Consider the following 12,595-nt stretch of genomic DNA (forward strand, 5'->3'; position numbering starts at 1 on the left):
TACAGCGCTTTGCGCTGTATCGGTGGACAGTAGGAAAAGATCCCCCCTTGCCCCCCTTAAAAAGGGGGGAATAGGAAAGTCCCCCTTTTTAAGGGGGATTTAGGGGGATCAAGATGTCCCACATAACAGCGAAAACTGCTGTAAGTAAACCAATGTCTAGGTCTAGCTAAACTTGCCGCTAGTAAATTTTCATCTCGAATCCCTAAACTTCCTCCATGCTGCTCAATTTGAGCCTCATGGATCGCTCGTACAACTTCCTCTGAAATCCATAGCGGTTCAGCCACTAAGCTAACTCCCGTAATGCTTTTCTATATTTCTGACTAATGACTTGATAAGCAGACATCGCTACATCAAAGTCTGCCTCACTAGAGGGTGTGGCTTCATCGGGTTTAGTGTCTTCAATTTCTGGACTCAGAGAGCGCAAAACCTCTAAGACTTCTGATAAACACTCATCAGGCAATTGGTTCACTAAGGCGATAATATCTTGGCGTATGGATTGAGTCATGTTACTTGATTTTGGAACTAATACTGTGGATACGATCATTATAGTAAACCTAAATGAGTTATGTAACGATTGCCCCTCATCCCCCTACCCCCTTCTCCCGCAGGAGAAGGGGATTGATGCCGAATAATTCTGACCCGATGAATATCGATTTAACTATTGAGTCTATGTAAATCCTATTGCCAAGAGCCTTGCTCGCAGTCTAACAAGCGATTTAAGATAGATAAATCATCTGGCTTATTTCCCTGGCGAATTTTGTCTTCCATACCCACATTCACTAACTCTAGCATTAAGCGAACGGCAAACGCTTCTTGCACTTCATCTTCTATGGTTTCTGGATCTACATCTTCCAAGTTTTCTAAATAAGACTTGAGATGATTCCATTCAAATTTTTCCATCAGTTGGTTAATCACATAAACTTGCTCCGGACGAGCAGTTTTCATTACTGTAGAGATGGGTTGTTTCAAGATTTCTTGAATTTCTGCCTCTGATGCCTGTTGTCGGAGCCAATTCTCGGAAGTGGATAGGGGTAAATCAATCGATTCATTGTCTACTTTGGCAAAGGCATGGGCTTCTATGTAGGAGATGCGACCATCTTGATTATAATCAGCAGAAGGTGCTTTTTCTCCCGTGCGCTTTTGACCGCTTAAGCCTGCAAAAAAGCTAGAACTATAATCTTTATAGTCGGCTTCATTCACTTCTGGAGTGCAACCAACAGAAGGCAGGGTTTCTACGGTAGCAAAAAAACCGCATCGCGTTTGCTGGGCGACTGGATTTTGAGGATTCCCACCTTCATAGATCATATTGGCAAAGGAGCCAGAATAGCATTGAGCCATCATGGTAACGACTGGCTTTTTAACGGGAATGAGATCTAAAAGTTGGGCAAATTCTTGGACGCTAACTTCCTGCCGATTCCACAATAGAAAGGTGTTATTTTCGGTATTTTCTTGATTTTTTAAGCCATGTCCGGTAAAATAGAGAAATAACCCTCGATCGATAGATTGAGCGAGAGGAGATTGGAGCCAAGTCACTAAGTTATTGAGAGTTGAAGACCCATCTAAAAAAGGAATTTGTGGGATTTTGAATTGTTCTCGCTCGCTCTCATCCAGATAACGGACAGTGGGCTGTCCATCATTGCCATTGGCAAAGAAAAAAGAAGCATCTTGTTCTGGGTTATAGCCCAAATGTTGCATAATCCGTTGAAAATAAAGGACATTTTTTTCTAAGGCAATTTCGTTGGTGGCAGGATTTGCACCGCCAGCAATGACAAGAAAATTGGGAGGTTGCTGCAAAGATTGGCAAGGAGTTGATGGAGGAGAAACGGGGAGAGCATGGGGGGAACTAATGGCCAGTGCGGATAAAGGGGTGAGGGTAGCGGACAATAGATGAGACCAAAACATAACCGGAAGCTCTGAGCAAATAACAAATGATTTCCATTGTGCCCAAAATTGTCCGGACTAGGAAAGCCGATCTCAGGAAGGAAGGAGCCAAACCCTGTAGCATAATAAAGGATGTGCTGAGAGAACTCGATTATGACCGATCGCCGATCGCCCTCAACCCCAGAAAATCCCTATTTCAAGCGCCTACAGCTTTATATCTACCTGACTCCAGTCGTCGGCTGCATTCCCGCTCTATGGACGCTCTATCGCAAAAACGGCGATCGCCAAACCCAACTCACCTGTCGATTAGCCGTCATTCTCGCCCTGAGTTGGGCGATCGCCATCAGCTTCCTCAACAGCAGCGCCAACAGCTCCGAATCCCTCCATCTCCCCCTACTCATCACCAGCAGCACCCTCACCTCCGGCTACTTCTTCCTTAACGTTTGGTTAATGATTCGCCTGTGGAGACACCAAAACATCCGCATTCCAGGGATTTCTGACCTCGGCGATCGCCTCCCCTAACCGGAACAAAAACCGACCCTAATCTTCAAGTGGTGTCAACCAGTGGTGAGAAACGCAATAATATGTAACAATTGCGGCTGAATCCCAAACGAGAAGACAGCAAACCCCTTCTCAATTCATCTCTAATTCAAGTGTGAGGAAATCCGTGTCCATCCATCAAACCTCTAATCGCAAGACAACCGCCAACTCTCACCCCCAACCCATCCCCAGACCCGTTGGCAGTGGTTTGCGATGGCTCTCCATTGGACTAGGACTAACTGGCATTGCCCTATTATCCGCCACCGCCGGGGCCCTATTAGCCGTCTCCTTAATTAGCACCCCCTTAATGCAAAGCAAGCTTACCCCAGAGCAAGCCGCCATTTTTGGCAAAGGAGAAAAGATTTCCTCCGGGAACAACCTGCAATTACCCGAACTTACCCGCCCCGTCAACATCATGATCCTAGGGGTCAAAGTCCTCACCTCAGACGTAGACACCCCCCCCGAAGAAATCGCCGATGTCGGATATCATGCCCTCGTCAACTCCTTTGAAGGACTCAGCGATACCATGCTCATGCTGCGGTTTGAACCCAGCACCCACAAAGTCACCCTGCTCTCCATTCCCCGCGACACCCGCACCTGGGTCGAAGGCCATGGTCTCGTCAAAATCAACGCCGCCAACTACCATGGAGGCCCAGCCCTCAGCGCCAGCTCCATCAGCGAACTACTCGGAGGAGTTGGCATTGACCGCTATGTTCGCATCAACGTTCAAGGAATTGAAAAACTCATCGATGCTTTGGGAGGAGTCACCGTCCATGTACCCAAAGACATGAAATACCAAGATGATAGCCAACACCTCTACATCAACCTCAAAGCCGGAACTCAACACCTAAACGGCTCCCAAGCCCTACAATTTTTGCGCTACCGCTACGACAACCTAGGCGACATTGGGCGCATTCAAAGGCAACAGATGTTTATGCGAGCCATGATTGAGCAAACCCTCAGCCCAGCCACCATCGCCAAATTACCGAAAATCCTTTCCATTGTTCGCTCCCATATTGACACCAATTTAAGCGTCGAAGAACTCCTCGCCCTAGCTAACTTTGCCGGTCAGACCGATCGCTCTAAAATGCAGATGTTACTCCTACCTGGACGATTTAGCGAACCCGAAGAATTCGATGCCAGTTACTGGGTTCCCCAATACAGTTCTATTGACGCGCTCATGGCCGAGCATTTTGATTTTGGCTATGACGGCTATGAAGACTATAGTGACTATAACGATTATCAGATCGATCCGACTCACTTGGCGATCGCCATCCAAGACACCACCGGCCAACTCGAATCCGTCGATCAACTCTACACATGGTTAGAAACCCAAGGCTACTATAACCTCTACGCCACTGACTCCTGGAGCGACCCCCTCACCACCACCCGCATCATTGCCCAAGACGGCAACATCGAAAGCGCCAGAGCCATTCGCAACGTCCTCGGATTCGGAGAAGTGCGAGTTGAAAGCACCGGAAATTTACAATCCGATGTCACCATTCAACTCGGTCAAGACTGGTTAACCCAAACAGCTCAACAACCTCTCCTCAACTCCACCCCCTCCTATAACTCCTATCCTGAATCCCAACCCCATTCAACTTGGTAATAGGGAGAGAGGGAGCATGATTGCCATTCCCCATTATCCATTACCTAGTGACCCATTACTGCTGTATTGTAATAAAGAGGTGAAAAACGACTGCCCAACTAATCAAACTCCTACGGAACTCTCTATGGCTATTGGATATCTTGCCTTTGTTCTTCATGCCCATCTTCCCTTTGTTCGTCATCCAGAAAGCGACTATGTATTAGAAGAAGAATGGCTCTACGAAGCCATTACTGAAACCTATATTCCCTTAATTCATGTTTTTGAAGGACTCAAACGAGATGGAGTAGACTTCAAACTCACCATGAGCTTAACTCCCCCCTTAGTCTCCATGCTCATGGACCCCCTCTTACAAGAACGCTATGACCATCATTTAGCCACCCTGCAAGAATTAATTGAAAAAGAAATCGATCGCTACAAATATCACGGACACCTAAAATATTTAGCGGAATTTTATGCTAAAGAATTCGCCAATACTCGTGCGACTTGGGAGAGATACCAAGGCAACTTAATCACCGCCTTCAAGCAATTTCAAGATAGTAACAATCTCGATATTATCACCTGCGGCGCAACCCATGGTTACTTCCCCTTAATGAGAATGCGCCCCGAAACCGTTTGGGCCCAAATTAAAGTCGCTTGCGATCATTATCAGGATGTCTTTGGCCAACTTCCTAGAGGAATTTGGTTACCCGAATGTGCCTATTATGAAGGGGTAGAAAAACTACTTGCCGATGCCGGATTGCGCTATTTTCTCATTGATGGCCATGGAATCATGTACGCTCGTCCCCGTCCCCGCTTTGGAACCTACGCCCCCATTTTTACCGAAACTGGAGTTGCCGCTTTTGGCCGAGATCATGAATCTTCCCAACAAGTTTGGTCATCCCAAGTCGGTTATCCTGGAGCGCCAGAATATCGAGAATTTTATAAAGATTTGGGATGGGAAGCCGAATATGAATATATTAAACCCTATATTTTGCCCAATGGACAACGGAAAAATATAGGTATTAAATATCATAAAATTACCGGCCGTGGCTCAGGCTTATCAGAAAAAGAACTCTACGATCCTTATTGGGCAAGGGAAAAAACCGCCGAACATGCGGCAAACTTTATGTTTAATCGGGAATATCAGGTACAACATCTGTACCAGATTATGCAACGTCCCCCGATTATTTTATCCCCCTATGATGCCGAATTATTTGGTCATTGGTGGTATGAAGGGCCCTGGTTTTTAGATTATATCTATCGCAAAACCTGGTTCGACCAAAACACCTATGCCATGACCCATTTATCCGATTACTTAAATGCCTATCCTACCCAACAAGTGTGTCGTCCAGCTCAGTCAAGTTGGGGGTATAAAGGCTTTCATGAATATTGGTTGAATGAAACCAATAGTTGGATTTATCCCCATTTACACAAGACTGCCGATCGCATGGTAGAACTGAGTATACGCGAAGGAGGCGATCGCCTAGAAGAAAGAGCCATTAACCAATGTGCCAGGGAACTCCTCTTAGCGCAATCCTCTGATTGGGCGTTTATCATGCGAAGCGGAACCATGGTTCCCTATGCCAACCGGCGCACCAAATCCCACTTAATGCGCTTTAATAAACTCTATGACGATGTAATCGCCGGAACCGTTGATAGCGGTTGGCTCGAAAAAGTCGAGCATATGGACAATATATTTCCCAACATCGATTACCGAGTGTATCGACCGAGGTAGAAAAAGTCCCCCTTATTTAAGCAGGGGGATCGAGAATTTTTAATTCATATGAGGCGTTAAAATGACTCATTTGACTCTAGACCTAGAAACCGTCAACTTGACGGATGATCAATATTATCAGTTGTGCATCAAAAATAAGCATCTTCGCTTGGAATGTAATGCTCATGGAGATTTAGTGATTATGCCTCCCGCAGGTGATGAAACCAGTAATCGTAATGCGGGAATCACCGCTCAACTGTGGTTATGGAATGAAGACCAAGAATTAGGTGTAGTCTTTGACTCTTCAGCCGGTTTTACCTTGCCGAACGGGGCAAAACGATCTCCCGATACCTCTTGGATTCCCCTAGAAAAATGGGAAAAAATCCCGTCAGAAGAACGGGAAAAATTTAGTAAGATTTGTCCTGATTTTGTCGTCGAGTTAATGTCCCCCAGCGATTCATTGAAAACGACCCAAGAAAAAATGCAAGAATATTTGCATAATGGAGCCAAATTGGGTTGGCTGATCGATCGCAAGCAAAAACGAGTAGAGATTTATCGACCCGATCGCGATGTAGAAACCTTAGACCATCCTTCTGAGTTGTCAGGAGAAACTGTATTACCCGGATTTGTCTTGAAATTAGCCAAAATTTGGTAAATCCCTATTCCCCCATCAAACCATCATCTTCAGTTCATCAGAAGCCTGATTGAGTTGCTCCGTTTCCTGGCGGGTTTGGCGAATGGCAACAACCACCTGTTGAGCGCTATGATTGAGGTCATTCATGGTTTTGACAATATCTTGAACAGCGATCGCCTGTTGTTGGATATTCAGAGCAATCTGCTGATTACTAATCACCATATTATTCACCGCTTCCGTCACCCCCGAAAACGCTTGAGAGGATTGTTTGGCAATCGTCAGACTCGCTTGTACCCGTTCCGTTCCCTCCCCCGTCGCTTTAGCAGTAGCTTCTACCGCGCTTTGAATTTCGATCACCAAATGGTTGATTTTATCCGCAGAAGTCTTACTCTGATCCGCCAACTTCCGAATTTCCGCCGCCACCACTGCAAACCCCTTACCCGACTCTCCTGCTCGCACCGCTTCCACCGATGCATTCAAAGCCAACATATTCGTCTGATTCGCAATATTACTCACCACTTGGGAAATCGTCCCAATTTGATTATTTTGCTCCCTTAAGCGGGACATTTGAGTGGCTATTTTCTCCACCTTCTGTTGAACTTCGATCATCCCTTGCAACGTTTCCTCCACCGCTTGATTCCCAGTTTCTGCCACCGTTAAAGCTTCTTGTGCTGCCACAGATGCATTTTTAGCTTGATAGGTACAGTTTTGGGAAGAAACCCCCAACTCTTCCACCGTTGTCGTCGTTGAATTCACCGATCGCGCCTGAGTATTGACCGTTTCTTCTTGTTCAGTTACCGTATGCAAAATCTCTAGAGTCGATTGGGTAATGAGATTAGACGTTCGATGAATTGAACGAGAAATACCCTGAGCAATTAAGCCCACAAAAACAGCCGCCAGTCCTCCCAAACCAATGGATAATAAAAGGAGTCCATTTAACAACAAACCTAAAGAGTCGTCAATTAATTCTTGTTCAGAAACGACTAAACTTTCATACATATTATGAAGATTTGTATTAATTTGCTTGAAGTTTTCATGAATCAGTTTCCCACTCTGGTTAATAAACAGTGAGGTGGCTTGTCCCCGTTGTTGCTGTTGGACTAAATTTGCCATCTGATTGCTAATTTGGTCATAGTTAGCAATTTGTTCACTGACTTCTTTCACGTTCTGTTTGAGTTGACTAATTTGGCTCCATTCTGTATCACTGAACCGGGATTGAAACGGTTCTATATTCTGATAAATGATCTCTAAGTCATTCAGGGTTTGCTCAAAAAAACGTTCCCCTTCTCGATCGTAGTCTAAAAAAAATGGTTCTGGTTGGATCAAATAACCTCTGATCGCGTTAGACATTTGTAAATGAGCGATTTGTAGATGATGAACCTTGTCCGTCAAATCAGACGAAAAATTAAGTCTTTGGAAATTAACAGCGATTTGCTGTGCAACCCCCGATCCCCACAATGTTGCAATGATTAAGGCAGCTACCGGAAGCAAATACCCTAATAAAATTTTGTGTTGTACTTTGAGCCGATTCGATTTCTGCTTCATGGGGAGGACTCCTGTAGATAAGATTTAGAGAGGTCTGGATAAAAGTTTCTCACGACTGGCTTGAAGATGCATAGGAGAAACAGAATCAGCCGGATTTTTCTTCAAGACTTCCTGAAAACAGTTTATAGCCGATTGAAATTCTTGTTGATTGAGCGCTTGTAGGCCTTGTTCAAATAGATCTTTGGTTTGGACAATTTCCGGGTCTAAGATTTGGGTTTTTGTGCCTAGAATTTCGTATAAATAAATTCCTTGTTGTTTGCCGCGAGGAATGGCAAAATCGATGCAGCGCAGGAGAAAATAATCGGGATCGGGATACTGTTGCTGTATGGCATCAATTACGGCTTTACTGGCGATCGCCGGGCAACCGTAGACTTTTGTCAATCCCTCAATCCGTGCTGCTGTATTCACCACATCCCCAATCACCGTAGAATCCATACGGTTATTGCCTCCCAGAGTCCCCACAATGCCCACTCCTGTATGCAAACCAATCCCGATTTGAATTGGCTCTTGCAGTCCCAAAACTTGACGATTTTGGTTAAACTCCTGCAACCGTTGACGCATCATCACTGCGGCTTTCAGCGCATCGCTACTATGGTGATGGGGGCGATCGAACACGGCCATAATCGCATCGCCTAGAAACTTATCAATAAACCCCTGATGGCTAGAAATGGCTTCACTCATCTGAGTAAAAAACACATTTAACCAAGCAAAAGTTTGTTGAGCAGCTTGGTTTTCCGCAATTTGAGTAAAATCGCGAATATCACAAAACAAAATCGTTAACTCTTCTTCTGTCCCATTCCCCAATTGAATCGAGTCTAACCCCTGGGGCGCAATGCGTCGCAAATATTGTTCTGGGACAAATAAATGAAACTTTTCCGAGAGATTCTCATTAATATTCCAAGCGGCTGACAACTGTTTTTGATTGCGTTCTTTGTTTTCTTGGTTAGCCTTATTTTGACGCAACTGGGACAAGCGTAAAATACTCGATATCTTTGTTAACAATAGCTCCGTATCAATGGGCTTGGTAATATAATCATCCCCCATCAAGTCCAGCGCCCTTAACCGAGAATCATCATCATCAAGGGCAGTCAAAAAAATAATCGGAACCCCTTGCAGAACTTCATCCTCGCGCAATCGACGACAGACTTCATACCCATCCATCCCCGGCATCATAATATCTAACAGAATCAAATCCGGATGCATCTGAGCCGCTAAACTCAAGGCCTGCTCGCCGGAACTCGCTGTTTGGATTTGATAGCCTTCGAGATCGAGTAACTCTTCCAGGAAAAAAATATTACTCGGATCGTCATCGACAATCAAAATGTGTTGAACAGGATTTTGCATCTGTTAGTTCCCAACCTGCCGCGCCAGAATTCTGTTGCAGCCTAGTAAATGCGATGCCCCCAACTGGTGGATCAGCTTCTGACTGAGGAAACTAACCCCTCCTACTCTTAATTATTAACGATCCATTCTCTACAATCAACAATTACAGCACTCCCATTACTCATTACTCATTACTCCTTGTGCTGAACCTGGTGAATCATGTCCACTACCTCCTCAAACTCCAGAGGTTTACTCAAATAGCCATCCGCTCCCGCTTGCAGACACTGCTCGCGATCGCCAGCCATTGCCATCGCTGTCACCACAATTACCGGAACCTCTTTCCACAGGGGATGGGCCTTCAAGCGCCGCACCAACTCCAAACCATCCACTTCTGGCAACTGTACATCCATCAAGATTAATTCGGGTAAATTTTGCTGCGTCACCAACGAAGACTCAATGGTATGTACCATCATTTGACCATCACTAATCAACTCCACGCTGTAGCCTTCCAACTCCAGGATCTCAGAAATCAAGGCTTGATTATAGGGTTGGTCTTCTACAACTAACACTCGCTTCCCATTCACAGCTTTAGGAGGATCGCCCACCGGATGTGCATTGTGTTCCGAGTCGCTATCTTCCGTATATAAACGACTCATCCCTGTCAGGGGTAACCAGACGCGAAATATACTGCCTTTTCCCTCTTGAGACTCAAAAGAGAGAGTTCCGCCATGGAGTTCAGCCAGTCGCTTAGTCAGGGAAAGACCTAAACCGGTTCCTTCATGACGACGGGTTAAAGACGAGTCAATTTGTTGAAAGGGACGGAAGAGGAGATGCTGTCGATCTTCAGGAATACCAATGCCCGTATCTTGGACTTCTAGACACAGATAGGGGGTACTCTGGTTAATGGGAGAGCGATCGCAGCGATGTTCTTGAGCCAATTCTTGCCCATAACCTAATCGACCCTTGAGTTTAATTTCCCCCTTTTCTGGGGTAAACTTCACTGCATTCGAGAGCAAGTTGACCAAAATTTGGCGGATACGCCGTTCATCGAGCAAAGCCTGATCTAAGCGATAATCCAGTTCTAGGGAAAGAATTTGCCGTTTTTTATCCGCACGGGGTTGGATCATCTTTAGGCAATCTGTACAGAGCTGATGAATTTCCAAAATTTGGAGATCCAGTTCTGTCTTACCCGCCTCTATTTTCGATAAGTCCAGGATTTCATTAATCAGAGAGAGCAAATGTTTCCCGCTAGAGGCGATCGCCTTCACATGATTTTGTTGCCGCTCATTCAGTTGACCAGAGCGCTGCCGCAGCAATAAATCCGAGAAGCCTAAAATACTATTGAGCGGCGTTCGCAATTCGTGGGACATCGAAGCCAGAAACTCCGATTTCAGTTGCGATGCTCGTTCTAAATCTTGATTAATTTCATGCAGTTTTTCTTGTGCTGTTGCCCGTTCAATGGCCACCCCCAACGTCCGACAGGCTGCTTTGAGCATATCCTGTTGGGGAGACATTTGAAGTTCATGCAGATTCTTTGATTCTAAGGTTAACACCCCAATTACCCGACCATCAGAGGTGGGAATGGGAAAAATCCCCACTTGGCGAATTGCTGGATTGCGGAAAATTTCTAGGGCTTGGGGATGGTGACAGTAGTCTTGAATAAATAAAGGTTCTCCAGTCCGCACGACTTCCCAGAGCAGACCTTGACCTTGGGGAACCCCTTGTTGTAACAAAGATTCCATTTCTGTGACCACGGGTTCACCGCAACTGGCGATAAACTGACCGGCAATATTATTGGTTAAGGGGCCGGCCAGTTGTTCTTCTCCTTCCCCGCTAATCACTTTTATGTCCCCAAAAGCCGAGTCCATGGTTTCTACTAGGTAATTGAGGGCATATTTACCCATTTCTTTCAGAGATACTGAGGTTTGCAGCCGTTCATTGAGACCGAGCAGGAATCGTAGACGCTTGACCTCTGCATTTAAGCTCGATTGCATCAGAGCCGCATGTTTGAGGGCTTGGCGATCGCCCGTTACATCGCGGAAAATCAGTAACCTTCCTTGATTTGAGGTAATAGTCGTTGAGATTTCTAGATGAATGCCATTGGACTGTTCCACTTCAATGGCTCCATTAGTTGCTGCTGCGCTGATGAGTCTCGATTTGAGTTCTTGGCATTGCTCTACAGTCCAGTATCCTTGCTGGATCAGGTTACTAATGACTGTTTCCAGATGGGGTTGTTTTTGGAGAGATTGGGGATCGACTTCCCACAGTTGAGCCAGTTTTTGGTTAAACAAGACCAAATGATGGGAAGCGTCAAATAGGGCGATCGCATTGTCCACTTGGGACAAAATTAATTCCTGTTCTTCTTGGAGACGCTTTAGATCCATAGGGTTGGGTTTTGGGGCAACGGGTTTGGGAGATACAAGCATGGTATTTTCTACCCAATGTACTCAACTGATGCTATACATATTCACATAATTTAACATTTTCTTGGGTGAGGGCAATCTAGGGGCGATCGCGATCTCGATCACACCCATAGTTTTACAAAACTTCATAAAACCATAAACTTAGCAACTAAAATTAGTGATTTTTTATATCAATTCCCTAAAAATTTAAGAAAACATCAATACCAAATTAAACAACCAAAAGCTTGTCAAAAAAGGCTTAATAAAATTTACTGAAAATCTTTATAAAATTTTGGAATTTTTATCTCATTAAGCGCTTCAATAGAAACTATAAGAGAACCCAACATTCAACACAGACGTATGCAATCTTCAGTCGCCCCTCCCACCTCAGACCCAAAAAACACCGCCTCTAAACCTGCGGCCAAAGACAAACGCTTCAAAGCCCTAGATGTGACCATGAAGCGCAATCAATATCGCCAAGATGCCCTGATTGAAATTCTGCACAAAGCCCAAGGAGCCTTTGGTTATCTCGAAGAAGAAGTCCTAGAATACATCGCCCGCAGTCTCAAACTCCCCCTGAGTCGAGTCTACGGAGTCGCCACCTTCTACCATCTCTTCTCCCTCAAACCCTCTGGCGCTCATACCTGCGTCGTGTGCATGGGAACCGCCTGCTACGTCAAAGGAGGAGACAAAGTATTAGCCGCCCTAGAAGACCATACCGGCGTTCATTCCGGAGAAACCACCCCCGATGGTCAAGTTTCCTTGGTTACCGCCCGGTGTATCGGAGCCTGCGGCATCGCTCCAGCCGTAGTCTTCGATGGTCAAGTCGCTCCCCAACAAACCCCAGAATCCGTGATTGAGCGGATCAAAGGCTGGCAAGAGTAGAGGGATGGGGAGATAGGGGGATGGGGAGATAGGGGGATAGGGGGATAGGGAGATGGGGAGGATGGAAACTATTCCCTCTTGCC

The 12,595-nt window shown here is 45.6% G+C and carries 10 protein-coding genes; 5 read left to right on the top strand and 5 right to left on the bottom strand.

Annotated elements, in window-relative coordinates:
* Positions 1-283: 283 nt before the first annotated feature.
* On the bottom strand, positions 284-505 hold the full coding sequence (locus PMG71_RS10695; protein WP_283753668.1) for a hypothetical protein: 222 nt from the start codon (positions 503-505) through the stop codon (positions 284-286).
* A 173-nt stretch (positions 506-678) separates the two neighbouring features.
* Positions 679-1,902 (bottom strand): hypothetical protein, encoded by a 1,224-nt coding sequence (locus PMG71_RS10700; RefSeq protein WP_283753669.1) that lies wholly within the window; start codon positions 1,900-1,902, stop codon positions 679-681.
* Between the two features lie 132 nt (positions 1,903-2,034).
* Here PMG71_RS10700 and PMG71_RS10705 point away from each other — a divergent pair, with 132 nt between their 5' ends.
* The 4 genes from PMG71_RS10705 (at position 2,035) to PMG71_RS10720 (ending at position 6,378) form a co-directional block, all read left to right on the top strand.
* Positions 2,035-2,403 carry a hypothetical protein gene (locus tag PMG71_RS10705; RefSeq protein ID WP_283753670.1) on the top strand — a complete coding sequence of 123 codons (369 nt, stop codon included), beginning with the start codon at positions 2,035-2,037 and terminating at the stop codon, positions 2,401-2,403.
* A 145-nt stretch (positions 2,404-2,548) separates the two neighbouring features.
* Positions 2,549-4,030 (top strand): LCP family protein, encoded by a 1,482-nt coding sequence (locus tag PMG71_RS10710; RefSeq protein WP_283753671.1) that lies wholly within the window; start codon positions 2,549-2,551, stop codon positions 4,028-4,030.
* A 124-nt stretch (positions 4,031-4,154) separates the two neighbouring features.
* On the top strand, positions 4,155-5,744 hold the full coding sequence (locus PMG71_RS10715; protein ID WP_283753672.1) for a glycoside hydrolase family 57 protein: 1,590 nt from the start codon (positions 4,155-4,157) through the stop codon (positions 5,742-5,744).
* Between the two features lie 61 nt (positions 5,745-5,805).
* Positions 5,806-6,378: a Uma2 family endonuclease gene (locus PMG71_RS10720; protein ID WP_283753673.1), complete on the top strand. Its 573-nt coding sequence runs from the start codon at positions 5,806-5,808 to the stop codon at positions 6,376-6,378.
* A gap of 15 nt (positions 6,379-6,393) precedes the next feature.
* Here the strand turns inward: PMG71_RS10720 and PMG71_RS10725 are convergent, their stop codons facing one another.
* From PMG71_RS10725 to PMG71_RS10735, 3 genes are all read right to left on the bottom strand, one after another.
* On the bottom strand, positions 6,394-7,902 hold the full coding sequence (locus PMG71_RS10725; protein ID WP_283753674.1) for a methyl-accepting chemotaxis protein: 1,509 nt from the start codon (positions 7,900-7,902) through the stop codon (positions 6,394-6,396).
* A 24-nt stretch (positions 7,903-7,926) separates the two neighbouring features.
* Positions 7,927-9,246, bottom strand: a complete 1,320-nt coding sequence (locus PMG71_RS10730) for an adenylate/guanylate cyclase domain-containing protein (RefSeq protein ID WP_283753675.1) — start codon at positions 9,244-9,246, stop codon at positions 7,927-7,929.
* 170 nt (positions 9,247-9,416) lie between these two features.
* Positions 9,417-11,609, bottom strand: coding sequence for a hybrid sensor histidine kinase/response regulator (locus tag PMG71_RS10735; RefSeq protein WP_347179250.1), 2,193 nt, complete (start codon positions 11,607-11,609; stop codon positions 9,417-9,419).
* A 378-nt stretch (positions 11,610-11,987) separates the two neighbouring features.
* On the opposite strand from PMG71_RS10735, the gene hoxE reads away from it, so the two are divergent.
* Positions 11,988-12,512, top strand: coding sequence for a bidirectional hydrogenase complex protein HoxE (hoxE, locus tag PMG71_RS10740; RefSeq protein WP_283753677.1), 525 nt, complete (start codon positions 11,988-11,990; stop codon positions 12,510-12,512).
* The last annotated feature ends 83 nt before the right edge of the window (positions 12,513-12,595 follow it).

Origin of the sequence: Roseofilum acuticapitatum BLCC-M154, from assembly GCF_030068475.1 — a bacterium.
GTDB classification, from domain to species: Bacteria; Cyanobacteriota; Cyanobacteriia; order Cyanobacteriales; family Desertifilaceae; genus Roseofilum; species Roseofilum acuticapitatum.